Origin of the sequence: Bacillus sp. ISL-39 (assembly GCF_018613295.1) — a bacterium.
Taxonomy (GTDB): domain Bacteria; phylum Bacillota; class Bacilli; order Bacillales; family Cytobacillaceae; genus Mesobacillus.
Genome location: NZ_JAGGQM010000002.1, coordinates 270,342 through 295,930, shown reverse-complemented (window position 1 = coordinate 295,930; position 25,589 = coordinate 270,342). Strand labels below are relative to the sequence as shown.

The 25,589-nt window shown below is 41.9% G+C and carries 29 protein-coding genes and 1 riboswitch; of the genes, 23 read left to right on the top strand and 6 right to left on the bottom strand.

Features of this window, described 5'->3' with window-relative positions; all coding sequences use genetic code 11:
* The first annotated feature begins 4 nt into the window (after positions 1-4).
* From J7E37_RS03260 to J7E37_RS03220, 9 genes are all read left to right on the top strand, one after another.
* Positions 5-649 carry a YneB family resolvase-like protein gene (locus tag J7E37_RS03260; protein WP_215022469.1) on the top strand — a complete coding sequence of 215 codons (645 nt, stop codon included), beginning with the start codon at positions 5-7 and terminating at the stop codon, positions 647-649.
* A 78-nt stretch (positions 650-727) separates the two neighbouring features.
* Positions 728-961 (top strand): DUF896 domain-containing protein, encoded by a 234-nt coding sequence (locus J7E37_RS03255; RefSeq protein ID WP_214776859.1) that lies wholly within the window; start codon positions 728-730, stop codon positions 959-961.
* Between the two features lie 385 nt (positions 962-1,346).
* A complete protein-coding gene (gene tkt, locus J7E37_RS03250; RefSeq protein WP_214776857.1) occupies positions 1,347-3,356 on the top strand; it encodes a transketolase in 2,010 nt (669 codons plus the stop codon).
* A gap of 181 nt (positions 3,357-3,537) precedes the next feature.
* Complete coding sequence (locus tag J7E37_RS03245) at positions 3,538-4,089, top strand: RNA polymerase sigma factor (RefSeq protein WP_215022467.1); 552 nt, start codon at positions 3,538-3,540, stop codon at positions 4,087-4,089.
* Positions 4,089-5,111 (top strand): DUF4179 domain-containing protein, encoded by a 1,023-nt coding sequence (locus J7E37_RS03240; RefSeq protein WP_215022465.1) that lies wholly within the window; start codon positions 4,089-4,091, stop codon positions 5,109-5,111. Before J7E37_RS03245 ends, J7E37_RS03240 begins: the two co-directional genes overlap by 1 nt.
* Positions 5,112-5,238: 127 nt before the next feature.
* The gene (locus J7E37_RS03235; RefSeq protein WP_215022463.1) at positions 5,239-5,664 is read left to right on the top strand and encodes a VOC family protein; all 426 of its coding nucleotides are present in this window, start codon (positions 5,239-5,241) and stop codon (positions 5,662-5,664) included.
* A 112-nt stretch (positions 5,665-5,776) separates the two neighbouring features.
* Positions 5,777-6,523, top strand: coding sequence for an SDR family NAD(P)-dependent oxidoreductase (locus tag J7E37_RS03230; protein ID WP_215022461.1), 747 nt, complete (start codon positions 5,777-5,779; stop codon positions 6,521-6,523).
* A gap of 106 nt (positions 6,524-6,629) precedes the next feature.
* Positions 6,630-7,325, top strand: a complete 696-nt coding sequence (locus J7E37_RS03225; protein WP_214776847.1) for a lysozyme family protein — start codon at positions 6,630-6,632, stop codon at positions 7,323-7,325.
* 339 nt (positions 7,326-7,664) lie between these two features.
* The gene (locus J7E37_RS03220) at positions 7,665-7,814 is read left to right on the top strand and encodes a hypothetical protein (protein ID WP_215022458.1); all 150 of its coding nucleotides are present in this window, start codon (positions 7,665-7,667) and stop codon (positions 7,812-7,814) included.
* Between the two features lie 40 nt (positions 7,815-7,854).
* Here J7E37_RS03220 and J7E37_RS03215 read toward each other — a convergent pair whose 3' ends face one another.
* Positions 7,855-8,490, bottom strand: coding sequence for an FMN-dependent NADH-azoreductase (locus J7E37_RS03215; protein WP_214776843.1), 636 nt, complete (start codon positions 8,488-8,490; stop codon positions 7,855-7,857).
* Between the two features lie 250 nt (positions 8,491-8,740).
* On the opposite strand from J7E37_RS03215, the gene sirA reads away from it, so the two are divergent.
* A complete protein-coding gene (sirA, locus tag J7E37_RS03210; RefSeq protein ID WP_215022457.1) occupies positions 8,741-9,181 on the top strand; it encodes a sporulation inhibitor of replication protein SirA in 441 nt (146 codons plus the stop codon).
* A 158-nt stretch (positions 9,182-9,339) separates the two neighbouring features.
* Positions 9,340-9,555 (top strand): YneF family protein, encoded by a 216-nt coding sequence (locus tag J7E37_RS03205; RefSeq protein WP_041966564.1) that lies wholly within the window; start codon positions 9,340-9,342, stop codon positions 9,553-9,555.
* 374 nt (positions 9,556-9,929) lie between these two features.
* Here the strand turns inward: J7E37_RS03205 and J7E37_RS03200 are convergent, their stop codons facing one another.
* A complete protein-coding gene (locus J7E37_RS03200; RefSeq protein ID WP_214776839.1) occupies positions 9,930-10,091 on the bottom strand; it encodes a hypothetical protein in 162 nt (53 codons plus the stop codon).
* Between the two features lie 139 nt (positions 10,092-10,230).
* Here J7E37_RS03200 and J7E37_RS03195 point away from each other — a divergent pair, with 139 nt between their 5' ends.
* The 4 genes from J7E37_RS03195 to J7E37_RS03180 all read left to right on the top strand — a co-directional run bounded on the left by J7E37_RS03195 (position 10,231) and on the right by J7E37_RS03180 (position 13,215).
* Complete coding sequence (locus J7E37_RS03195) at positions 10,231-10,686, top strand: GNAT family N-acetyltransferase (protein ID WP_215022454.1); 456 nt, start codon at positions 10,231-10,233, stop codon at positions 10,684-10,686.
* Positions 10,687-10,697: 11 nt separating this feature from the next.
* Positions 10,698-11,072, top strand: a complete 375-nt coding sequence (locus tag J7E37_RS03190) for a DUF2750 domain-containing protein (protein WP_215022452.1) — start codon at positions 10,698-10,700, stop codon at positions 11,070-11,072.
* 90 nt (positions 11,073-11,162) lie between these two features.
* The gene (locus J7E37_RS03185; protein ID WP_214776832.1) at positions 11,163-12,458 is read left to right on the top strand and encodes an MFS transporter; all 1,296 of its coding nucleotides are present in this window, start codon (positions 11,163-11,165) and stop codon (positions 12,456-12,458) included.
* Positions 12,459-12,573: 115 nt separating this feature from the next.
* Positions 12,574-13,215, top strand: coding sequence for a Type 1 glutamine amidotransferase-like domain-containing protein (locus J7E37_RS03180; RefSeq protein WP_215022450.1), 642 nt, complete (start codon positions 12,574-12,576; stop codon positions 13,213-13,215).
* A 496-nt stretch (positions 13,216-13,711) separates the two neighbouring features.
* Here the strand turns inward: J7E37_RS03180 and J7E37_RS03175 are convergent, their stop codons facing one another.
* A complete protein-coding gene (locus J7E37_RS03175; protein ID WP_215022448.1) occupies positions 13,712-14,065 on the bottom strand; it encodes a response regulator transcription factor in 354 nt (117 codons plus the stop codon).
* A 340-nt stretch (positions 14,066-14,405) separates the two neighbouring features.
* Between J7E37_RS03175 and J7E37_RS03170 the strand changes: the two genes are divergently transcribed.
* From J7E37_RS03170 to J7E37_RS03150, 5 genes are read left to right on the top strand one after another with little or no spacing between them, the layout of a single operon-like run.
* Positions 14,406-15,053 (top strand): class I SAM-dependent DNA methyltransferase, encoded by a 648-nt coding sequence (locus J7E37_RS03170; RefSeq protein ID WP_215022446.1) that lies wholly within the window; start codon positions 14,406-14,408, stop codon positions 15,051-15,053.
* A gap of 23 nt (positions 15,054-15,076) precedes the next feature.
* On the top strand, positions 15,077-15,775 hold the full coding sequence (mtnN, locus tag J7E37_RS03165) for a 5'-methylthioadenosine/S-adenosylhomocysteine nucleosidase (protein ID WP_215022444.1): 699 nt from the start codon (positions 15,077-15,079) through the stop codon (positions 15,773-15,775).
* Entirely contained in the window at positions 15,775-16,242 is a 468-nt protein-coding gene (locus J7E37_RS03160; RefSeq protein WP_214737839.1) for an S-ribosylhomocysteine lyase, read from the top strand. The genes mtnN and J7E37_RS03160 overlap by 1 nt, the downstream gene beginning before the upstream one ends.
* Positions 16,243-16,257: 15 nt before the next feature.
* The gene (locus J7E37_RS03155) at positions 16,258-17,181 is read left to right on the top strand and encodes a PLP-dependent cysteine synthase family protein (RefSeq protein WP_215022442.1); all 924 of its coding nucleotides are present in this window, start codon (positions 16,258-16,260) and stop codon (positions 17,179-17,181) included.
* Positions 17,182-18,315, top strand: coding sequence for a bifunctional cystathionine gamma-lyase/homocysteine desulfhydrase (locus J7E37_RS03150; RefSeq protein ID WP_215022440.1), 1,134 nt, complete (start codon positions 17,182-17,184; stop codon positions 18,313-18,315). It begins immediately after the preceding gene.
* A gap of 124 nt (positions 18,316-18,439) precedes the next feature.
* Here J7E37_RS03150 and J7E37_RS03145 read toward each other — a convergent pair whose 3' ends face one another.
* Together J7E37_RS03145 and J7E37_RS03140 are read right to left on the bottom strand one after the other, a co-directional pair.
* Complete coding sequence (locus tag J7E37_RS03145) at positions 18,440-19,750, bottom strand: nucleobase:cation symporter-2 family protein (RefSeq protein WP_215022438.1); 1,311 nt, start codon at positions 19,748-19,750, stop codon at positions 18,440-18,442.
* Positions 19,747-20,352, bottom strand: coding sequence for a xanthine phosphoribosyltransferase (locus tag J7E37_RS03140; RefSeq protein ID WP_215022436.1), 606 nt, complete (start codon positions 20,350-20,352; stop codon positions 19,747-19,749). Before J7E37_RS03140 ends, J7E37_RS03145 begins: the two co-directional genes overlap by 4 nt.
* Positions 20,353-20,483: 131 nt before the next feature.
* Positions 20,484-20,585, bottom strand: a riboswitch (purine riboswitch).
* Between the two features lie 193 nt (positions 20,586-20,778).
* Between J7E37_RS03140 and J7E37_RS03135 the strand changes: the two genes are divergently transcribed.
* Positions 20,779-22,527 (top strand): ABC transporter ATP-binding protein, encoded by a 1,749-nt coding sequence (locus J7E37_RS03135; protein ID WP_215022434.1) that lies wholly within the window; start codon positions 20,779-20,781, stop codon positions 22,525-22,527.
* A gap of 3 nt (positions 22,528-22,530) precedes the next feature.
* Positions 22,531-24,324, top strand: a complete 1,794-nt coding sequence (locus tag J7E37_RS03130; protein ID WP_215022432.1) for an ABC transporter ATP-binding protein — start codon at positions 22,531-22,533, stop codon at positions 24,322-24,324.
* A 60-nt stretch (positions 24,325-24,384) separates the two neighbouring features.
* On the opposite strand, the gene J7E37_RS03125 is transcribed toward J7E37_RS03130, so the two are convergent.
* Entirely contained in the window at positions 24,385-24,555 is a 171-nt protein-coding gene (locus J7E37_RS03125; protein WP_192471306.1) for an aspartyl-phosphate phosphatase Spo0E family protein, read from the bottom strand.
* A 301-nt stretch (positions 24,556-24,856) separates the two neighbouring features.
* Here J7E37_RS03125 and J7E37_RS03120 point away from each other — a divergent pair, with 301 nt between their 5' ends.
* Positions 24,857-25,564 (top strand): cytochrome c biogenesis CcdA family protein, encoded by a 708-nt coding sequence (locus J7E37_RS03120; protein WP_213367218.1) that lies wholly within the window; start codon positions 24,857-24,859, stop codon positions 25,562-25,564.
* The last annotated feature ends 25 nt before the right edge of the window (positions 25,565-25,589 follow it).

Genomic DNA, 25,589 nt, shown 5'->3' with positions numbered 1-25,589 from the left:
CAACATGAAAGCAATTATTTATTGCCGCGTAAGTACAACGAAAGAAACACAGGAAACTTCGCTGGCCAGGCAGGAAGAAGAGCTGCTGCGGCTGGCAGGCAACTATGGTTTTGAAGTAGCCAGTATTATTAAGGAGCAAGCTAGTGGTTATGATCTTGAGAGAGAAGGGATCCTGGAACTGCTGGAACTGATCAAGGATAAGAAGATTGGTGCCCTGTTGATTCAGGATGAGACGAGACTTGGAAGAGGAAATGCCAAAGTCGCGATTCTTCATTGCATCCTGAAAGAAAATGTAAAGTTATATAGTGTCTCCCACAGTGGGGAACTCCAGCTATCCGAATCAGATTCGATGGTGCTCCAAATTGTCAGTATGGTGGAAGAGTACCAGAGGAAAATCCATAATATTAAGATCAAGCGTGGGATGAAACGAGCAGTGGAGCATGGATACAAACCGCAGCGCAACCTAAAAAATCAAGGTGAAAACTCCGGCCGGGAACGGAAAGAGATGCCGGTCGAGGAAATTGTCAGACTGCGGAATAACGGTCTTACCTTTGCTGAAATCACAGCAACACTAAGAGGCTTTGGATATGACGTATCCAAAGCAACGGTAAACCGAAGATATCTTGAGTACATAGAAACAGAGGATTAAGGAAGCTCTATTCTTGTAAAATCGGAAAAATTTTAGTAAGATGACATTTGACGTAATTTTTTACAAAGGAGCTTTACAATGCTATCAAGTGATAAAATTGCTAGAATCAATGAACTGGCAAGGAAAGCAAAAACATCCAAGTTGACTGAAGAAGAAGCAAAGGAACAAACAAACCTTCGCGCGGAATATCTACAGTCTTTCCGATCTTCTATGCTTAATACACTTAAAGGTGTTACCATTGTGGATCCTGAAGGCAATGATGTTACCCCTGATAAGCTCAAGGAAGAAAAAGCGAAGAACAAGCTTCATTAAATATATGAAAAAATGGAATACATACAGCATGTATTCCATTTTTATTTGTAAATCCTTTGAATAGTTAATTATCCAACACTGTAGAGCTTAAGAATCAACAATATGAATATGCAGCTTGTATGATCCTCCTTTATTTTAAGAGGGAAAGCAAATAGATTGAAGTATTTCCGGCTGCTCAAACTATTCGAAATTCTTAAATAATGCACTCTGCTGCAATTTCTTTTTCAGCCACGAAGCAGTGTATTTACATAACAACAGCCAGTTTGTGTCAAAATAGATAACAATACGGCCATTTCTGTCTCTTTCAGGCACAATTTGTTGTATAATAATTTCTCTCGCTATAATATTAAGGATGTAGCTAGTACCTATAGAAAGGATGTATTTTATGTTTAAAGAAATTGATATGCTTTCAATTGATTCCATCCGTACCTTATCAATTGATGCAATTGAAAAGGCAAACTCCGGCCACCCAGGCATGCCGATGGGGGCAGCACCGATGGCTTACACATTGTGGACACGTTATATGAACATCAACCCAAAGAACCCAGAATGGTTTAACCGCGACCGTTTTGTATTATCTGCAGGACATGGTTCAATGTTGTTATACAGCTTGCTGCATCTTGCTGGTTATGATTTAACAATGGATGATATTAAACAGTTCCGCCAGTGGGGAAGCAAGACTCCAGGACACCCTGAGTTCGGCCACACTGCCGGTGTAGACGCAACAACCGGACCGCTTGGCCAGGGGATTGCTATGGCAGTCGGTATGGCAATGGCTGAACGTCATCTTGCTGCAGTCTATAATAAAGATAACTTTAATATCGTTGATCACTATACATATAGTATTTGCGGTGACGGCGATCTAATGGAGGGAGTATCTGCTGAAGCAGCATCACTAGCAGCTCACCTGAAGCTAGGAAGAATGATCGTTCTTTATGATTCGAATGATATTTCCCTTGATGGTGATCTTGATAAGTCATTCTCCGAAAGCGTTGAAGGCCGTTTCAAGGCATACGGATGGCAATATATCCGAGTTGAAGATGGCAACAACCTTGAAGAAATTGCAAAAGCCATCGAAGAAGCCAAGACAGATGAAGACCGTCCAACAATGATTGAGGTCAAAACAGTCATTGGATATGGATCACCTAACCTTTCCGGTAAATCAGATGTTCATGGTGCTCCCCTTGGTGCTGATGAACTGAAGCTTACTAAGGAAGCATATAAGTGGACTTTTGAAGAAGACTTCCACGTGCCAAGCGAAGTATATGATCACTTCAAACAGCAAATTGCTGATAAAGGTGAACAGACAGAGCAGGCATGGAACGAACTTTTTGCAAAATATAAGAGTGAATATCCTGAGCTAGGGGCCCAGCTTGAAACAGCAATGAAGGGTGAGTTAGTAGAAGGATGGGATAAAGACATTCCAGTATACGAAGAAGGCAAGAGCCTTGCGAGCCGTGCATCTTCTGGAGAAGCACTTAACGGCATTGCGAAAAACCTTCCTTACTTGGTCGGTGGATCGGCTGACCTAGCTGGATCAAACAAAACAATGATCAAGGGAACTGGTGACTTCTTCCCAGGTTCATTCGAAGGCCGTAACATCTGGTTTGGTGTTCGTGAGTTCGCCATGGGTGCTGCAATGAACGGTATGGCTCTACACGGTGGACTTAGGATATTTGGCGGAACATTCTTTGTGTTCTCCGACTACTTGAAGCCGGCGATCCGACTTGCTGCATTAATGGGCTTGCCTGTAACATACGTCTTCACTCATGATAGTATCGCAGTAGGAGAAGATGGACCGACGCACGAACCAGTTGAGCAGCTTGCGGGACTCCGTGCAATGCCGAACCTGTCAGTGATTCGTCCTGCAGATGGCAACGAGACAGCCGCTGCGTGGAAGCTTTCAATTGAATCTACAAAGACGCCTACGGCACTTGTTTTGACACGCCAAAACCTTCCAACGATTAAAGACACTGACAAGAACGCATATGAAGGCGTATCTAAAGGTGCTTACGTCATCTCTCCAGCTGGAAAAGACACTGCTGATGCATTGCTTCTGGCTGCAGGATCAGAAGTTGGACTTGCAGTGAAGGCACAAGAGACCCTTGCTTCAGAAGGAATTGACGTAGCTGTTGTCAGCATGCCTTCATGGGACCGCTTCGAACAACAGTCCAAGGAATACAAAGAAAGTGTAATTCCTAAATCTGTCAAGAAGCGTCTTGGAATTGAGATGGGATCTTCACTTGGCTGGCACCGTTACGTGGGTGACGAAGGAGAAGTTCTTGCAATCGATACATTCGGTGCATCTGCTCCTGGTGAGAAGATCTTGGAAGAGTACGGATTCTCTGTAAACAATGTAGTCGCACGCGTAAAAGGTTTACTTGAGCAAAACTAAATAACTAGATATAAAAGAGTACGGAACCAATAATGGTTTCGTACTCTTTTTTGTTTGGAAAAAAATAATGGAAATTCATGTTAAAATAATCTGGGTTTTATTTATATTTTTTTCATCACCTTGCAACTAGAAAGCGGTTGAGTTCGCCTAAAGAATAGAAGCAAACAAGGAGGTGCTGCTTTTGGAACAGAATGAATTGATGCTGCGAATCCAAAATGGAGATGAGTCAGCATTCGCTGAATTACTGAATCCATTGGTTGAAAAGGCATATAAAACGAGCTATAGTATTGTCCGATCAAAGGAAGAGGCAGAAGAAGTCGTCCAAAACGCAATGCTAGAAGCATATCGGAATATCATGGCCGGTAAGGAAATAGTCTATTTTAATACATGGTTTTACAAGTTGGTTTCACACCGGTCCATTGATAGCGTAAGGAAGAATGCAAGAAAGAAGGAAACGGTAATTGAAATTGAAACCTTACAAGATCATCGGGGAGTAGTAGACGCGGTGATTCAGGAAGAAGTGCATCTTGAAATCAATCAAGGAATTCAGTCTCTCAAAAACGGAGATTATCGGAATGTGCTGCTCTTATACTATTATCAAGATTTTTCTATCCAGGAGGTTTCAGAAATGCTTGGCATGAAAACCTCAACAGTCAAATCACATCTTCACAGGGCCAGAAAAGCTCTAAAGACTAGGCTAATGGAAAATCAAATGATAGGGGTGAGCACATAATGAATAAGGAAGATAAGATAATCAAAAGAGAGATAGAGGAAGACATGGATACGATTGAGGTGCCCTCTTCACTTTATGTTTTTGCCAAAAATATTAAAAAGGAAGAAGCACAAAGGAAATCAGCTGGCAAAATAAGAAAAAACAAATCGTTCCATTTTGCAGCAGCAGCAGTAATTACATTAGGGGTAATGACTGGTTCTGCATTCCTTAATCCTACTGTTGCAGAAATGGCCTCTAAAATCCCTTACCTCGGACAGGTTTTTAAGACAAAACCTGTTGATACTATGCTTTGGGAAGCACTTGAGAAAGAAGGATATGAAAATTTCTCCCTAGGGATGACTCCGGGTGAAGTGACCAGTTTTGAAATCAGTATCGAGGGCTCAGAAAAAGATGCAGACCGGGAGCGGGACAAAATCACTGCTATCACAGATAAGGTTTTAAAAAGTAAAGGATACGATGAGTATAAAATTAAAGTCAGCTCCTATATTCCTCAAGTTACACCAATTACTAAGGAGGAAGAGGAATTAACTCAGCTGGGTGAAAAACTTACATCAGATTTAAAGTTAGCAGGGTATAACATAATATATGTAAATCCATTCAACAAGCAGATTGAGATCGCCATACCAAAAACAGAAACACGAGGAGAAGAAATTAAACAAGCGACCATCCAATCTGCCAGCCGTTATGGGTATGAAAAAGATGTAACCTTAGAAATTGTCGATGTAGAAAAAAACAAGCGCGAAGACATTTGGCTTGGTTATATGAGAAGTATATATGAAGGACTGGCCCTGAAAAAAGAGTATCATGTGACGGGTTATGGATATTCGTACAAAAAAAACACAATGAAAATGATCATAAAAACCAACTTGAAACCATCTGATCGAGAAGCAGAAGAAACGGTCAAAAAAATCCGTAAGGAAATTGAGAATTTTGTTGAAACTGAAAAGCCGAATACGATTGTAAAAGATGATCAATATGAGGTCATAATCCGCGACAAAAGTGGTAATGACTTGCCGGATTAAGCTAATGTAAAAAAAGCGGATATCTCCGCTTTTTTATTTTTGTTTCAGTATAAAATTGAACAAAAAAACAGATAATGGTAAAATGAAAACGAACTGGTGTTCTTAAATATTAGAAAGAGGTGCTGAAATGATTACAGGAATTGTCCCTTATTTAGTGACGGATGGAAATGGCCAGAAAGCAGTGGGGTTTTACCAGGAGGCACTTGGAGCCGAAGTGATTAGTCTGCAAACATTTGGAGATATGCCTGCAAATCCTGAATATCCGCTTCCTGAAGAAGCAAAAAATCGAGTATTGAACGCCCAGATGAACATTGGAAATGCGAAATTGATGCTATCTGATACATTTCCTGGACAGCCATTTCAGCTTGGATCTCAAGTCACGATAGCACTGATGGTGGATAATCCTTCTGAAGCCCAGACAATTTTCGAGAAGCTTCAAGCAGGTGGGAAGGTTACAATGCCACTTCAGGAGACCTTCTGGAGCCCAGCTTACGGGCAGGTGACAGATCAGTTTGGTGTCGAGTGGCAAATATCGACAGAAGTGAAGAAATAAATCCTGAGCTGGACTGTTATGGCAGTCTGGCTTATTTTCGATATAGAGATTGAAATGATGATCGATGTGGAATCAATGGTAATATGAACTTCGCTTAATTGGAGGTAAGGAAATGACAGGAAAGTTTGTAGGGAAGACGGTTATCATAACCGGTGGATCTAAGGGGATTGGCAAAGGAATTGCCGAAGCATTTGCAATTGAGAAGGCGAATGTTTGTATTGCGGATATAGATGAAACAAAGGCGAAAGAATTAATTTCCAGGCTAAAAGAGTCAGGTGGACAAGCTGTCTTTTATAAAACAGATGTCAGGAAAGAAGAGGATCTTGTCAGCCTGGTGGATCATGTTATACATGATTTCGGGCAGATTGATGTATTGATCAATAATGCCGGGGTGTCAAGGTTCAAGCCCTTATTTGAGCTTACAACCGAGGAATGGGAAGATGTTGTTTTTACCAATCTCAGGAGTGTTTTCATTGGTTCCCGTGAAGCTGCCAGAAGGATGAACGAGGGTGGACGGATCATCAATATAGCATCAACAAGGGCAACCATGTCTGAACCGAATTCCGAAGCTTATGCTTCTTCTAAAGGAGGAATTGTTGCCTTGACGCACGCCCTTGCCGCTTCGCTTCAAGAGAAAGGAATCACAGTCAACTCGATAAGTCCAGGCTGGATCCAGACAGAGGGATATGATGGATTACGTGAAGAAGACCATCTTCAGCATTGGTCCAACCGTGTCGGAAAGCCGGAGGATATAGCCAAAGCGTGCCTCTATTTAGCTGACCCGCAGAATGATTTTATTAATGGCCAGGACCTTGTCATTGATGGCGGTATGACACGTAAAATAATCTATGAAGAGTAAAATAAATGAGAGGGAGCTGCGAAAAAAATAGCGGCTCCCTTTTAACTTTGAATGATATTTTATAAAATAAGAGAAACGAGTACAGTACTTGGGAGAGAAATCATGAATGAAATACAGTAAAAAGAAACCCAAAAAGAAAAAGCAAGTGCAGAGAAATTTCAATCTGGCCATCTTATTGCTTGTGAGCTTCGTTGTTTTTTTTCTGCTTGATAGATTCCTGGAGTTATATAATGATAATTTCAAAAAAGTGAATGTAGGTGTGAATAGTTCAATCGGTGAAGTAGCCAAGTATACACCGATGATTGAGGAAGAATTGAAAAAAGTAGGGTTGGACGGACACACAGTCACAGTCGCAGCTTTAATGATGCAGGAGAGCAGAGGGATAGGCGGCGACCCTATGCAAGCTTCTGAATCATTGGGTTTGGCTCCTAATACCATACAGGATCCGCACAAGAGCATTCAGCAAGGTGTAAAGTACTATCAACGTGTCGTGAATCATGGCAATAAAATGCAAGTTGATTTTCCGACAGTCATCCAGTCATACAACATGGGAATCGGCTATATTGATTTTGTAGCTAGAAACGGCGGGAAGCACAGCGAGGAGCTTGCAAAAAAGTTTTCCATGATCCAGGTCAAGAAAAATCCGCAGACCTATGACTGCGGCGGAGACAAAGACAATTTTCGCTATCCTTATTGCTATGGCGATTTCACTTATAGCACGAAGGTGGCGAAACATATGGACTCCATTACAGTGAGCATTCCAGCAAATTTAAGCGAGGCAAGTACGAAGCGTTCTTTTTAAATTGAGTGATATGACAACCAGAAAAACATCCAAATATTCGGATGTTTTTTTATTAAGGCTGTTTTCGTAAAGATTGTTGTTAAAATCCTAAAGCCGATTTTAACGTAATGTAAGCCATTTTGCAGGTCGGTATTAAGTTTGCATGCTCTTTTCTCACAAAAGAGTAAACTTTTCGAGTAAAAATAGGTCATTCAATCCTATTTTGTAGTTAATAACAACAAAGTTTGAGAAAAGAGCCTTTATTAAAGAAAATTTTTAGAATAAAGCAGGAAAAAAGAATGAACACGGTAAATATATTAGTAACAAATACCTATACTAATAATCAGGAGGTGTGTATATATGTTTGAATATGGAAAGGACATTCCACTGGACGGCGCGGTTGTGAATCAAGCAGCACAACAAGGAGCTGCCGAGGAACAGGAATTCACGGAAGGGACTGTTTTCAGCTTCGACCATCGAAAGGACATTCCATTGGACGGTGTAAAATAGACCAGTAAAAAAAGCCTGAAAACAGGCTTTTTTTGCTGGTTTAAAATTGCTTGGCAAGCTCGTTCGCGCGCTGAATTGCTTGCTGTTTGATCTCCTGAGCTTTATCAGGCGCAGCTGCCATACCTTCAACCGCCAAGGTTTCAACATCAGTCACTCCCATGAAGGCAAGAACTGCACGAAGGTAACGGTCACCAAATTCCAAATCTTTAGCAGGACCCTCTGAGTACACACCGCCACGTGCCTGGATATGAAGGGCTTTTTTACCACCCAGCAAACCAACCGGGCCTTCTGCAGTATACTTAAATGTCTTACCGGCGATTGCAATATTGTCAATGTAAGCTTTCATTTTTGGAGGGAAACTGAAATTCCATAAAGGAGTCGCAAAGATGTATTTATCTCCAGCAATGAATTGGTCTGTCAGTTGATTAATCGAGCTGACTTTTTGTTTTTCATCGTCGCTAAGCTGTTCAAAAGCCGAACCTTGCTGTAATTTACCCCAGCCGCTGAAAACATCTGTATCAATAAAAGGTACGTCCATTTTATAAAGGTCCAATCTGACGACCTCATCTTCAGGATTGTTTTCACGATAGGCTTTAATGAACTCCTCGCCAACCGATAAACTGAACGATTCCTCAACCGGCTTTGGATTTGCTGTAATGTAAAGTACTGTTGCCATGCATAGTCATCCTTTCTCATTCTAATTAACATTGATATATTCCCCTGATTACAAGTGAGTATTCCATTTTTTTAAAAAATTAGTCAAACCACGTATTTCGTGACAACGGAACAGGTGAAAATTATAATAAAAAGTAAGAAAGTTTTGAATTCGACATAATTAGTGGATTTTTTCGGCATCTTTAGACAAACGCAGACTGAACGTTTTCCTATAATAAAGACAAAAGCTTGTCTGCAGAGGAGGGGATCATGTGAGATCCTACCAGCTATATCTAATAGAAGATGAATTTGCCTCCCATTATTTCGGAAGAGAACGGATGTTTTATCAATTGTTTTTGGAATATAGTCAAGCAAACGATGACCTGAAAACTATCATTGCCAAGCAAGTCAAATTCGTTACGAAATCCATTCCTGTGCTCCGCATCCATCAACTCCTTCATCAACAGCTTTCCAAGGCAAAAGGATTTCATGTTGAGAACGGCATATATATATATGAAAATAACTCAAATAACAGTTCAGCCATACTTAGAGTGCATGAGAAATGGCTGGAGTTAGACTCCCATGGGCAAGTCGACGCAGAAACACTCTTTTTTGAAATCCTTCGGAAATGTGAATCATCCTTCCTTGCCATCGACCTTGAATCAAATAAGTACGGCTGGCTAAAGCCGATCAAAGAACGAAAATATGTATAATGAAGACAGATGCACCAATGGGTGATTCCGTTCTGCGCTGATGAATGCAAAAAGTTTTGAAATTGAATTGATTTAATAGAGAAAAAAACCTGCAGATATTGTATAATAGCTGTTGGTTTAGTACACTGTATGTTAGACAACATGAAGGAGGAAGTTTTATGTGGGATCTAATTCTAGTTGGTATACTGGCATTAGTTGTCGGTGTAGCGCTAGGATTTTTCATTGCTCGTAAATACATGGAGAGCTACTTAAAGAAAAATCCGCCAATCAACGAACAAATGCTTAAAATGATGATGATGCAGATGGGTATGAAACCATCCCAGAAGAAAATCAATCAAATGATGTCAGCAATGAACAAGCAGACAGGAAAATAAAAAAGGACAAGCACTCATTCATATTAATGGGTGCTTTTCCTATTTTTTTCGAACATTTTGAGTTGTGGATAGATTCAATAGTCTGAGAAGAACGTTTTAACGGACATATTGAAGTGTGAGTCACAATAAAATGTCTAAGAACCAGGACTTATTAGACATTTGGGAGCTTGAATGGGAACAAAATGTCTAAGAAGAAGGCTTTATTAGACATTTCGAAGCTTGAATAGCCACGAAATGTCTGAAAAGAGTTTTTTAATATACTGTTGAAGCGTAGATGACATCAAAATAATAAACGCAGGTTAACTTTTCTAAACGAACCATTAAATTTGCAATAGAAGAGTGACAGCTCCGCAAAAATAACTCCTGGAAGGGCGTTATTTTTGTTTGTTTGATTTGTCCTCGGCCTTATTTTTAGCACCTTGCTGAAATATTGAATCGAAAAATTCGTCTGCAGTTTCCATTACACCACCGTGAAGCTGACCGTCCGCCCCAGCTTTGTTTTTATCACCTTTAACTGGATTATGGATTCTTACCATTGTAAGCTCACCTCCTATTATTATGTTTTGTCATCATAGTTCAAAATAACCGGCTCGAAGCATTTGTTAAACTATGGCAGGACATCTATTGGCCAATACAGAATATGAAACCTAAGAAATTAAAAAAGGGGATCATTTTATGTACCAATATTTCAACGGACTCGTTATACGTGAAGGTACGGAAGGAATTTCAGCGGAAAAGGTCGAGAAGCTTTTTGAAGACGCGGGCTGGGCCCGTAACACCCCAGAATGGCAAAAAGAAAAGTTTTCGCTGATATTCAAAAATTCTACCTGGGCCTTTACAGTGTGGGACCAAAATGAAATGGTCGGAATGGTCAGGGTCATCTCTGATCAGATTATAGCAGCGAATATTATGGACCTGGCAGTTTTATCAGCATATCGCGGAAAAGGCATAGGTCAGAAGCTACTGCAGCTTTGCATCCAAAAGCTCCCACATGGAGACTGGTTTGCACATACTTCTGCCAACAATTTTAGCTTCTATAAAAAATGCGGTTTCGAGGTCAAGGATCTTTCGCAAAATGGGACATGTGCGTATTATGGGTATATTCAGGCCCGTAAAGATGGACATAGATAGGAGTGCTGTAATTGAATCAACATGAATTTGAGACAGTCATCAAGCAGACAGCTGCGATAAGGTATGAATACTTCATAAAAAAAGCTGCAGATTATGAAGAGGTATGGGGGTTGTATAACAAAGGCTGGGCAACTGCTCAAGATGACATGAGAAATATATTGATCCCGTTTTTTCCTAATGAAAAGTTCGCAGAAACATTTGCTAAAAATGAATGGGAAGGCTTTAGAGCAAAAAAAATCGAATTGGATAACTTCCTCGAAAAATGGCTTCCAGGGATGAAGTCAGACGGGGTAAAGCCTTCCATTTTCCCAACCGACACAGATTCCGCAGTAATGGATGTGGACACGCTGGTCAAAGACTTGGAAGCAGAGTTGGAGAATTATTGATTTAATAAGCCAAACATAAATCATATCCAAAATATACCCAATATGGTATAATTGAATCATCTTGATTTTAGGAAGAGAGAGCTGAAAAAAATGTCACGTCAATCTGAAGGTGCAGCAGCTGAGGAAAATCAACCCGAGTGGCTGCAAGATTATGTAGAATCACCTGAAAAACAAAAAGCTTTATATAAAAGAACATTATTAATAGTGGTTCTGTCCCAGATTTTCGGTGGAGCCGGTCTTGCAGCCGGGATAACGGTAGGGGCATTATTAGCGAAAGATATGCTTGGCACCGAGAGTGTGGCTGGACTGCCTACAGCGCTCTTTACTCTTGGTTCTGCAGGGGCAGCGCTTATTGTCGGGCGCCTTTCACAACGTTATGGCAGGCGTGCCGGCCTGGCATCAGGATTTTTAACAGGTGGAATTGGTGCGATTGGTGTAATCATTGCCGCAGTGACGAATAACATCTTCCTGTTATTTGCGTCTCTATTGGTTTATGGTGCAGGGAGTGCGACAAATTTACAAGCTCGCTATGCAGGGACAGACCTGGCCAGTTCAAAACAACGTGCGACAGCGGTCAGTATCGCGATGGTCTCCACGACGTTTGGTGCTGTAGCTGGTCCTAACCTTGTCGAGGTAATGGGGGAGTTTGCAATATCTGTAGGGGTTCCGGCTTTGTCCGGACCATTCATTCTCGCAGCCGCAGCCTATATCGTTGCTGGATTAGTACTATTGTTTTTCCTTCGACCCGATCCGTTTGTGGTCGCAAGGGCTATAGCTTTGGCGGAACATAAAGTTAAATCCAGTTCCCCAGATTATGTCGAGGAAGAACTTGTTACCGATAAACGAGGAATCGGAGTTGCCGCCCTGATCATGGTCCTCACCCAAATGGTGATGGTAGCGATTATGACAATGACTCCCGTACATATGGGCAGCCATGGACATGGTTTAAGCGCGGTTGGCATGGTAATTGGTTTCCACATTGGGGCAATGTATCTGCCTTCTTTATTGACTGGGGTACTTGTTGATAAAATCGGACGTGCGACGATGGCGGTCGCTTCCGGAGTTACACTGCTGGCTTCCGGTGTTATGGCGGCTGTTGCTCCGGGTGAATCTATGCTCTGGATCACACTTGCACTCATTCTGCTCGGTCTCGGCTGGAACTTTGGCCTGATCAGCGGAACCGCTCTGCTTGTCGATGCCACAAATCCGACAAATCGAGCAAAAATGCAAGGAACTGTTGATGTAATGGTCGCGTTGTCGGGAGCCTCTGGCGGAATGCTATCAGGCATGGTTGTAGCTAATTCAAGCTTTGCCTTCCTTTCGCTCGCTGGTGGAGCACTTTCCTTAGTGTTAATACCATTTGTAATATGGTCAAATAAAAAGTAATGATTTTATCTTTTGAGTCTGGATATCTCCAGGCTCTTTTTATTTGGTCTTTTTAAAGGTTTTTGCAGTTTCTTTATCGAAATAATTATTAAAATTTTGGAAAGAGATGAACAAGATGAGAAGACTAGTATTGCTGAGTGATTTGAGAAATATGAATCACACTTTAATAAGCAAAATCAAAAATGTTATTGGTGGCCAATCTTTTAGGCTTGCTTATATCCCGTCACGAACAGATAAAGAAAGATGGTATTTTGAAAAAGCCAAGCCAGAGTTTTCGAAATTAGGAATTACTGATTTCTTTTATTTTGACGTAGACGAAGATTTCGAATTATCACAGCTGGAGGAGTTTATAAGCTGTGACGCCATTTTTCTGTCAGGGGGAAATACATATCATTTTTTGAAAAACCTGAAGGAACAGAACATTGTAAAATATATCAAAAAAATGGTGGACGAGGGGAAGCCTTTAATCGGTGTTAGTGCCGGCAGCATTATCATGTCCAAATTAATCAAGATTGCCGCATTCCATGACGAAAATGAAGTCCAGTTAAATGAATTAAGTGGGTTAGGACTGGTGGATTTTGAGTTTATGCCCCATTGGAACAGAGAAAGTGATCAGCTGGATGAGCTTTTAAAATATTCCCTTATTCAGGAAGAAAGCATTTTTACCTGCGATGACGGTGATGGAATAGTCATTGAAGGAGATGAAATTGAGTTTTATGGACATATAAAGGAGATTCGAAAAGGTGCGTTGCTATAAAATTAGAAAAGAGTATGCTATACAAACCTCTATCGGACAAACGGCGAAACGCATGAAAAGTGTCCGATAGAAGAGCTCTATCGGACAAACGGACGGCGAAACGCATGAAAAGTGTCCGAAAGAAGAGCTCTATCGGCCAAACGGAAGGCGAAACGCATGAAAAGTGTCCGATAGAAGAGCTCTATCGGACAAACGGACGGCGAAACGCATGAAAAGTGTCCGAAAGAAGAGCCCTATCGGCCAAACGGAAGGCGAAACGCATGAAAAGTGTCCGATATAAGAGCTCTATCGGCCAAACGGAAGGCGAAACGCATGAAAAGTGTCCGATAGAAGAGCTCTATTGGACAAACGGAAGGCGAAACGCATGAAAAGTGTCCGATAGAAGAGCTCTATCGGACAAACGGAAGGCTGACGCATAGAAAAGTGTCCGAAAGAAGAGCTCTATCGGCCAAACGGAAGGCTGACCGCATAGAAAAGTGTCCGATAGAAGTCTATATTACAAGAGCCCCTTTATCTTCGAAACTACATCCTTAGGGCTGAATGGCTTCAAGATGTATTCGTTGGCTCCTAATTCTTCTCCTCGTTTAAGGTCACTAGCTTCCCCTTTAGCTGAAAGCATGATCACGGGTGTGTCTTTGATTTTCCTGATTTCCTCTAATACTGAAAAACCATCCCTTCCAGGCATTAATATGTCCAGAATAATGACATCAAATGAATCCTGTAAAGCTTTCTCCAAAGCTGCTTCCCCATTGTTTGCAACTTCAACGACAAACGCTTCTCTTTCTAAATACATCTTTAATAAATGGCTAATTCTTTGTTCATCCTCAGCAACTAGCACTTTCTTTCCCATGTTTTCCCCCTGAAAAATCTTTGTTATGGCTGTTTTCGTAAAGCTTGATAAAAAGCCAATTTGTAGGTCGGTATTAAGTGTGCAAGCTCTGTTTCTCACCATTGTGAGAAACATAGGTCATTCAATCCTACTTTGTAGTCAATAGCAACAAATTTTGAGAAAAGAGCCTTGTTTATTGTAAGTATACACTATTGCCAGGTTGTTTTCTTCGATAGTGAGGGAAATTTATCACGGTAAAAAAATTGATTTTAAAAATTGAACGTGATAATATGTGACCTATAATGTTTTAATTCATACTATGCTTATAGGAATTATAATAATTAAATCGGAGTGAATGAAAATGGGTCGGGAATTTATCCCCTTATTTGATGATTGGGCCGAATATTACGAGGACACAGTGTCCGGACTTGATCGTGAATACAAAGAGGTATTTGAAAATTATGATAAAATATTAGAAACAGTTGCCATAAAGTCGAACAGTACAGTTTTGGAGTTTGGAGTAGGTACAGGGAATCTTACTGAAAAGCTGATTTCATTAGGAAGGGTTGTATATGGAATAGAGCCTTCCAAAGTGATGAGAGAAAAAACAAAAGCTCGATTCACGGATTTGCAATTATTCGACGGGGATTTCATTAACTTCCCGGAGATGCCTGGAAAAGTAGATACGATCGTAAGCACGTATGCTTTTCATCATTTAACAGATGAAGAAAAGGATACAGCCCTAAAATTGTACAGCAATCTCTTGGGTGAACAAGGGAAGATTGTGTTTGCTGATACTGCTTTTGTAAATGAAGAGGACCGGGAAGAACGACATCGAATCGTAAAAGAGCAGGGGCATGAAAATTTGCTTGCTGATCTAAAGAGAGAATACTACACAACTCTCGAAGCTTTGGAGAGGCTTTTCGAGAAAAATGGGTTTCAGGTTTCTTTTGAAAAAATGAACTCCTATGTTTGGCTGATGGAAGCTGTTAAAGTAAGCAAAAATTAATATGGTATTGGAGAGTTGCAGCAATGAGAGTTGGAATAATCGGAGCAATGGATGAAGAGGTTGATTTACTGCGCAGCAAGCTAGAGGATAGAGAAGATACGATTCTAGCAGGAAGCGAATTTTACAAAGGCAAGATTGATAGTTTAGAAGTTGTGCTCCTTAAATCTGGCATAGGAAAAGTGAACGCGGCATTGGGAACGGCTTTGTTGATTGAAAAATTCGAGCCGGATGTCATTATCAATACGGGATCTGCAGGCGGCTTCCACAAGGATCTCAATGTTGGAGATGTAGTCATTTCTACTGAAGTGAGACACCATGACGTTGATGTTACGATCTTTGGCTATGAATATGGCCAGGTCCCGAGAATGCCAGCATTTTTTGCTCCGGATGATAAGCTTGTAGCTGTGGCAGTAAAGAGCGCTGAACAAATTGATGGTATCCAGGTTGTTAATGGCTTGATCGCATCGGGCGATTCCTTTATGAATGATCCAGAGAGGGTGGAATTCATCAGGACCAAGCTGCCTGATTTGTATGCTGCCGAAATGGAGGCAGCAGCAATCGCACAGGTCGCATACCAATTTGAAAAACCATTTGTTATTATCAGGTCGCTCTCCGACATTGCCGGCAAGGAATCGAATATTTCATTTGACCAATTCTTGGAAACAGCAGCCAAAAATTCCGCAGAACTGATTTTACTAATGTTAGAGGAGTTGAAGAAGTAATGGTAAAGAAAATGAATGTAGAAAGCTTTAATTTAGATCACACGAAGGTGGCCGCACCATATATCCGTTTGGCAGGAACAACACAGGGTGCCAGTGGCGATGTCATCCACAAGTATGATATCCGCTTTTGCCAGCCGAACAAGGAGCATATGGAAATGCCAGGCCTTCACTCACTTGAACATTTAATGGCTGAAAACATTCGCAATCATCATGCAAGTGTCGTCGATATTAGTCCGATGGGCTGCCAGACTGGATTTTATCTCTCAGTGATCAACCATGATGATTACGACAATATTCTAGAAGTATTAGAAGAAACTCTTAAAGATGTGCTTGAAGCAGATGAGGTTCCTGCCTGCAATGAAATTCAGTGCGGGTGGGCTGCGAGCCACAGCCTTGAGGGAGCAAAAGAAATTGCAGCAAAGATGCTGGAAAAGAAAGATGAATGGCGCCAGGTATTTGCTGAATAAGGAGAGTTAAATGCAATGACGGTTTACCGCAGTATCCATGAATTAATAGGACATACACCAATGGTTGAACTTACCCAATTCCATTTGCCTGAAGATGTCCGCTTATACGCAAAGCTGGAATACTTAAACCCAGGAGGCAGCATTAAAGACCGGCTGGGAGTAGAGTTGCTAGACGAGGCATTCCGTACAGGCAAGTTGGAAAAAGGCGGCACTCTGATCGAGCCAACTGCCGGGAACACGGGGATCGGGCTGGCGTTGGCAGCAATCAATAAAGGGATTAAGGTTATCTTTGTTGTGCCGGAAAAGTTCAGCTTGGAAAAACAAACGTTGATGAGAGCACTTGGTGCAAATATCATCCATACACCTACTTCGGAAGGGATGGCTGGAGCAATTCGCAAAACAGAACAATTGCTCGAAGAAATCCCTCATTCCTACTCACCAGCTCAATTTTCCAATCCGTCAAATCCGGAAACGTATTATAAAACACTGGGACCAGAGATTTGGCAAGACTTAGATGGCAGAATTGATATTTTCGTAGCAGGAGCGGGAACCGGAGGAACATTCATGGGTACTGCAAAGTTTTTAAAAGAGAAAAATCCAATGATAAAGACCGTCATTATTGAACCGGAAGGATCGATTCTAAATGGAGGCGAGTCTGGTCCCCATAAAACAGAAGGAATAGGAATGGAATTCCTTCCGCCATATATGGACACTGCTTTATTTGATGAGATTTATACCATTTCCGATGAAAATGCATTCGACCGCTTGAAGGAACTCGCGGCTAGAGAGGGAATACTTGCTGCAAGCTCATCAGGCGCAGCTCTTCACGCAGCTTTACAAGAAGCACGAAAAGCCCCTCCTGGCACAAACATTGTTACTGTCTTTCCAGACGGAAGTGAACGTTATTTAAGCAAGAAAATCTACGAGGGGGGAATTTAAATGAAACGCAAAACAAAAATGATTCACGGAGGGATACCTGGAGATAAAACTACAGGTGCTGTTTCGTTTCCTATTTATCAAGTAAGTACTTACAAGCAAGATGAGGTTGGAGTCCATAAAGGGTATGAATATTCACGGACAGGCAACCCAACGAGATTTGCTTTAGAAGAGTTGATCAAGGATCTGGAGGAAGGGGAAAGGGGATTTGCCTTCGGTTCCGGAATGGCGGCAATCACAGCCGTGATGATGCTCTTTAATTCAGGAGACCATATCATTCTGACTGATGATGTATATGGCGGGACATACAGGGTTATGAACAAGGTCCTAAACCGTATCGGCATTGAATCTACATTTGTGGACACAACAGACCTTGAAGCGGTGAAGGCTGCAATTCAGCCAAACACTAAGGCCCTTTACATCGAAACACCAACAAACCCACTTTTAAAAGTAACGGACATTAAGGCATGCGCAGAGCTGGCAAAAGAAAATGACTTGTTGACTATTGTCGATAATACTTTCAGTACACCATACTGGCAGACACCTTTGACTCTGGGTGCTGATATGGTCCTTCATTCTGCAACCAAGTATCTAGGCGGCCACAGTGATGTAGTGGCAGGGTTGGTCGTCGTGAATGATGAAAAGCTTGCAGATGATCTTCATTTTGTCCAAAACTCAACCGGAGGAATTCTTGGGCCTCAGGATTCCTGGCTGCTTGTACGGGGGATTAAAACTCTGGGTCTTCGGATGGAAGCGCACGAGGCGAACACTAAGAAGATCGTCGAGTTTCTATCAGAACACAAAGGTGTGGAGAAAATCTATTATCCCGGTCTGGAAACTCACCCACAGCATGCAATTGCAAAGGAACAGGCAGGTGGATTTGGCGGTATGGTCAGCTTTGACGTAGGAAGCGCTGAAAAAGCGGCTGAGGTGTTAGGGAAGGTAAAATATTTCACACTTGCTGAGAGTCTCGGTGCGGTGGAAAGTTTGATATCTGTTCCGGCAAAAATGACCCATGCATCTATCCCTGCAGAGAGAAGAGCAGAATTAGGAATTACCGACGGATTAATCCGCATTTCTGTCGGAATTGAAGATGCAGAGGACTTAATAGAGGATCTGAAGCAGGCATTACAATAGAAATCCTGTGCCGATTGGCGCCCGAAAATCCGAGATTTGCGAAAAACAGAACACCAATAGAGTAATATAATGAAAACAGGCACCGGATTTCAACCGGTGCCTTAATTTTGTTATACCAACTATATTATGAAGCCTTCTGCTCAGCAAAAGAAGCTTGCTGGGCTGCTTTTTCCCCTTTAAAAACATTGAATACCAGATTCAATGCGATGGCGGTTAAACTGCCGGCTACGATACCGTTGTCTGTCAGGATTCGGATGCTTGATGGCATTTGTGTGAATAACTCCGGCACGGCTGTCACACCGAGACCCATTCCGACTGAGCATGCAATGATCAATAAATTCTCCTGTGATGAGAACTCTACCGCGCTAAGCATTTTGATTCCATAGGCGACAACCATGCCGAACATAGCTACCATTGCTCCTCCTAAGACAGGGGTAGGGATGATCGTAGTCAGGGCACCAATTTTTGGTACAAGTCCGAGCAATACAAGAAAAGCACCCGCTGTGTATATGACATTCTTTGTTTTGACTCCTGACAGCTGAAGAAGTCCAACGTTTTGTGAATAAGTGGTATAAGGAAAAGCGTTAAAGAATGCTCCGAGGATAATCGCAAGACCCTCGGCACGGTAGCCATTTGCAAGATCTTTTTCCTCCAGCTTTTCTTCACAAATATCACTCAAAGCAAAGTATACTCCTGTTGATTCCACAAGACTGACCATCGCCACAAGAATCATTGTCAGGATCGCTGATACTTCAAATGTTGGCAAACCAAAATAAAACGGTGCTGGCATATGTAACCAGGAAGCCTCCCCGACAGCGGCGAAATTAACCATTCCCATAAAATAGGCAACGGTAGTTCCAGCGGCTAATCCTAACAAAATAGCTATGGCACGAACAAATCCTTTAAAGAAACGGAATAGCACAATAATGAACAGCAATGTGCCAAATGCCAATCCGATGTTTGTTAGAGAACCATAATCAGGGCTGCCCTGTCCGCCTGCCATATTATTCATCGCTACAGGAATTAAAGTGATCCCAATAATCGTTACAACAGATCCGGTGACAACCGGAGGGAAAAATCTGACGAGCTTTCCAAAGAACTTTGAAATCACGACGACAAATATACCTGAAACAAGTATGGATCCGTAGATTGCTGAAATACCATATTGTCCGCCAATCGCAATCATTGGTCCGACGGCAGTGAAGGTACAGCCTAGTACGACAGGAAGGCCGATGCCGAAGAATTTGTTGCGCCATACCTGCAGGAGGGTAGCGATACCGCACATGAAAATATCAATCGAAACTAAATAAGTCAGCTGTTCTCCTGTTAATCCGAGGGCTCCTCCGACAATGAGGGGAACAATCACCGCTCCTGCGTACATAGCCAGAACATGCTGGATTCCTAATGAAGCTATTTTTATAGGATTCTGTTTCATCGTGTCAATTCCACCTTTTTCTCAGAAGTAGGTTGTTCAAAACAGACTAAGCCACCTTCAAGGGAGCTTATTACGGCCAATGATTCGACCCGATAACCTTTTTCTCGCAGAAGGGATCCGCCATTTTGAAAACCCTTTTCAATCACTATGCCGATTCCTGCTATTGTTGCTTTCGCCTTATTGGCTATTTCTGCAAGGCCAAGTGCTGCTTGTCCGTTGGCGAGGAAATCATCAATGATCAAAACTTTATCGTCTTCAGACAGGTATTGATGCGAAACAGAAATTTCACTAGTCTCTTCCTTGGTAAAAGAAAAGACAGAGGCTGTAATCAGATTATTTACGAGAGTTAGAGACTTTCTTTTTCTTGCAAAAACAACTGGTACACTCAGCTGAATGCCTGCCATAACAGCAGGAGCTATTCCAGATGATTCAATCGTCAATACTTTGGTTATCCCGCTACCCTCAAACCGCTGGGCAAATTCCTTCCCGATTTCCAGCATCAGCTGCGGATCAATCTGGTGATTTAGAAATGAATCTACCTTTAGTACAGATGATGACAGGACGATGCCTTCGTTTTTAATTTTTTCAACAAGCAGTTCCATCGTATTCCTCCTCTTTAGATGAGGGCCCAAAATACAAAAAAAGCCCATAGCCTTGCATTCACAACATAAAATGAGTGAAGCAATGGCCTTGGGCTTACAATAAGCTGCGGGCAAACAGAGGTTGAACAGGACCCTCTGCATTGCTCACTCATAGTCGGATCATTTACGGTAATCCGGTAGAAACTTGCAGGCCATATCCCCGCGATTATATGAGTGAATGTATGAATTTAAAAATATTATATCACTATTTCAATTTGTTTCAACAGGAAAACTCTGAAAAGACGAACAAATCGGAAATAGTTTAAATGAAATATTCGCTTATTGATATTTAACTCGTCAAGACGTGATTTAAAATAAAAAATCTTCCCCATTTTACAAATATTTGATAAACTATTTAAGCATTTGAGGGGTTTGGGGGATATACAGATGAGCGTATTCAAGGATTTATTATGGTATTTCAAGTCAGAGAAAAAGGCTTATTTGACAGGAATTTCTCTTCTGTTATTTGTAGCTTTGCTTCAGCTCGTCCCGCCGCGCGTCATTGGAATAATCGTAGATGAGATCACCAATGGGACACTGACGGCCAGGAAACTAGGGAAATGGATTTTAGTTTTAGCCGCTTCAGGGCTGACAATGTATTCGCTAAGGTATTACTGGCGGATCATGATTTTTGGTTCAGCGGTAAAACTGGCCCGCCTATTAAGAAATCGGCTTTATGCCCATTTTACGAGCATGTCGCAATCTTTTTACCAAAAGAGAAGGACAGGGGACCTGATGGCTCATGCCACTAATGACCTTTCGGCGATCCAGCAGACTGCTGGTGCCGGTGTCCTGACCTTTGTTGACTCTGTCTCAACCGGTGGCTTCGTCATCATCGCGATGGCAGCGACAATCAGCTGGAAGCTGACATTGATCGCTCTGATTCCTATGCCGTTCATGGCTTTGCTGACTAGCTGGTACGGGACGATGCTACATAAAAGGTTCCATAAAGCCCAGGAAGCTTTTTCAAATCTAAACGATAAGACACAGGAAAGCATTACGGGAATTAAGGTCATCAAAACATTTGGCCAGGAAAAAGAAGATATCGAGGATTTCCGTAAACAGTCTGAGGATGTTGTGAAGAAGAACATTTCCGTCGCGAAGGTTGATGCTTTATTTGACCCGACGATTTCCATCATTGTCGGTATCTCATTCTTCTTATCGATTGCTTTTGGAGCTAGGTATGTTTTGAACGGTGAACTGACAATTGGACAGCTGGTGGCTTTCACTTCCTATCTAGGCTTGCTGGTGTGGCCGATGCTGGCGTTCGGCTGGTTTTTCAATATTGTGGAACGTGGAAGGGCCTCATATGACCGTGTTTCCGCATTGCTTGATGAAAAAATCGACATCCAGGACACACCAGATGCCCTGGATATTGTGCCGAATGGCGACATTAAATATGATATTGAGTCATTTACCTATCCTGGTGACCAGCAAGCTTTATTGAAGGATATCAAATTTGATTTAGGGAAAGGGCAGACGCTGGGAATCGTCGGAAAAACCGGTGCCGGAAAAACGAGTCTATTGAAGCTGTTAATTCGTGAATTCGACCTTTCAGAGGGCAGCATCTGCATTGGCGGGAGAAGTATCCGGGACTATAAGATGGATCGATTGAGACAGGCGATCGGATACGTGCCACAGGATCATTTCCTTTTCTCCGCGACTGTCATGGAGAACATTGCCTTCGCAAATCCTTCGGTTGATAAGGAAGTTATCTATAGTTCAGCAAGAGTGGCGAACATCCATGATGACATTCTTGAATTTACGGATGGCTACCAAACGGTTGTCGGGGAGCGGGGAGTTTCACTCTCAGGCGGCCAGAAGCAGCGAATCTCGATTGCCCGCGCATTGGTGATGAATCCGGAAATCCTGATCCTGGATGACTCCCTGTCGGCGGTCGATGCGAAGACCGAGGAACAGATTTTATCAGCATTGAAAGAAAATCGAAAAGACAAGACAACAATTATCACTGCACACCGATTGAGCGCCATCCACCATGCTGATCTGATCGTTGTCCTCGAGGATGGCCGGATTGCTGAACGCGGCACTCACGACCAGCTGATGGAGCATGACGGCTGGTACAAGGATATGTATTTGAGGCAGCAGCTTGAAGAGCTTGTCGAGCAGGGAGGGTGACCAATGGAAAAAACGCCTGTGTTAAACGCAAAAGAGCAGCGTTCCGTGCTGTTTCGGCTTCTTGCCTATGGGAAGCCGCATTTAAAAATGATTTTTGTCGCATTCGGATTCCTTCTGCTCGCAACGGTTGGTGACGTGCTTGGTCCGATTTTGGTAAAAATCTTCATCGATGATTACTTGAGGGAAGGATACATGCCTTTCGAGCCATTGTTGATGCTGGGTGCTGCTTATATTGGCATTCAAATTCTCAATGTGCTTGTTTCTTATTTTCAGCTTCTAAAGTTTCAGGAGATTGCCTTAAAAATCATCCAGCAAATGAGGATTGATGTATTTACAAAGGTCCAGCAGCTAGGGCTGAAATATTTCGATAAAACGCCTGCCGGCTCGCTTGTGTCAAGGGTTACCAATGATACTGAGGCGATCAAGGATATGTTCGTCAGCGTCATTGCGACTTTTATCCAAAGCGGCTTCTTGCTGTTCGGGATCTTTGTCGCGATGTTCATCCTGAATGTGAAGCTGGCATTGTTCACGATGTTGATTTTACCATTCATCGTGTTCATCATGAGCTTATATCGTAAACTGAGCTCAAGGTTTTACCAGGATATGCGTGAACGGCTTAGCCAGCTGAATGCGAAGCTCAGTGAATCACTACAGGGAATGTCGATTATCCAGATGTTCCGACAGGAAGAAAGGTTGAAAAGGGAATTCGGTGAAATCAATGACAAGCATTTTGATGCAGGGATGAAAAACATCAAGGCAGACGGACTCCTGCTGCGCCCGGCGGTTGACCTTGTCTATATTTTAGCGTTAATTATCGTACTCAGCTTTTTTGGGATTACTTCTTTTGACAGTCCGATTGAGATAGGGGTGCTGTATGCATTCATCAATTACCTGGATCGCTTTTTCGAGCCGGTGAACAATATGATGATGCGCCTTTCCATGTACCAGCAGGCGATTGTTGCTGCGTCACGTGTTTTCAAGCTGCTTGATGAAGATGAGCTTGCACCGGGCCAGACTGGGACAGAAGCTGATAAAATCAATGAAGGAAAAATAGAATTCAAGGATGTCAGTTTTTCCTATGATGGCAAAAAGGATGTATTGAAAAATATCAGTTTCACCGTAAATCCTGGGGAAACTCTTGCCTTTGTCGGCCATACTGGAAGCGGGAAAAGCTCGATCATCAACCTGTTGATGCGCTTTTATGAGTTCGAACGGGGCGACATCTTAATTGATAATCGTTCAATAAAAAATTATCCTGTAAAAGAGCTGCGGGAAAAAATGGGACTTGTGCTTCAGGATCCATTTTTGTTCTATGGAACAGTTGGGGATAATATCAGGCTTCACAACAGTGATTTGACCGAAGAAGATATTAAAAAGGCAGCTGAATTTGTGCAGGCAGATTCATTCATTGAAAAACTGGAGGATGGATATGCACAAAAAGTGACGGAGCGAGGCTCAACTTTTTCGAGCGGACAAAGGCAATTGATTGCTTTTGCGAGGACGATTGCGGCAAATCCGAAAATCCTTGTTCTCGATGAAGCGACTGCAAATATTGATACGGAAACCGAAGAGGCCATCCAGACGGCACTCGCCAAAATGCGCAAAGGTAGAACCACGATAGCCATTGCCCATCGCCTGTCGACCATCCAGGATGCAGACCAGATCATCGTCCTCCATCATGGAGAAATAGTTGAACGTGGAACACATCAGGAACTGCTTTCACAACAGGGACTTTACCATAAGATGTATCTCCTTCAGAATGGTTCAGTAGAACGAGTGGAAGATGTTGTTGGATAAACAATACTGATGACATAAAAAATAAAACAGCTATAACGCTTATGGCGTTTTAGCTGTTTTTTAGTGGGCTGCTATCTTTTTTATATAAACACGGTTATATTCATTTAATAGTTCATCAAGTTCCTGGCTATAAGTGATAGCTATGGTAGAATTCAAGCCATTTTGAGAAGCGATTTGGATTAGCTCTTCGCGTTTCTTTTCAATGAGGGTGATCAGTTGCTCTTTAGACAATGTGAAAATCCTTTCTTGTTTTATCTCTCGGCAATATAGGAAAAAAGCTTATGTAAAATCGTTATAAATATAGTAATTATTACAAGTGCTATATTAGTATATAGCATATACTGCCATATTTCAAAAGAAACATTTGTAAAATATTTTCCTGTTAAAATTATACACCATAGTTTATTACCCAGTTTTTAAAAAGGTAAACACCTTTTCTATAGAAATTAATAAATTGTTCACAGTTAAACTATAATAGTAGTATATGGTTTTGTTAGAATGGGACTAACGAATATGGACTGGAGATGGAATGATGACAGATATTAATATTTTCATTGCTATGGGAGCGGGGTTCCTTAGCTTTATTTCTCCATGCTGCTTGCCGCTTTACCCCGCGTTTTTATCTTATATTACCGGAATGTCCGTGGGTGAATTGAAAAGCGAAAATGCGATGCTGCAAAAGCGCAGTCTGCTCCATACATTATTTTTCCTGCTGGGCTTTTCGGTCATTTTCATTGCAATTGGCTTTGGAACCTCTTTCGTCGGCCAATTTTTCATGCAGTACCAGGACCTCATCCGTCAATTGGGTGCCATCTTTATAGTTGCTTTCGGGTTAATGGTAATCGGCTTCTTTAAGCCTGAATTTTTGATGAAAGACAGGAAGATAGAATTCAAGAACCGCCCATCCGGTTATTTCGGGTCCTCATTGATCGGTATGGCATTTGCAGCCGGATGGACTCCATGTACTGGCCCGATCCTCGCCTCAGTCATTCTGCTTGCGAGCTCAAACCCAGGATCAGGAATGCTGTATATGATCGCGTATACTCTTGGATTTGCGATTCCGTTTTTCATTCTTTCTTTCTTTATCGGAAAAATGCAGTGGATCCGTAAGCATAATGTGAAAATTGTTAAAATCGGCGGCTATATCATGATATTAGTCGGAATCATGTTGTTCTTCGATTGGATGACGAAGCTGATTTCGATTCTTTCAATGTTTTTTGGTGATTTTACAGGGTTTTAAAAAGGGATAATTGGATTCCTGTGAC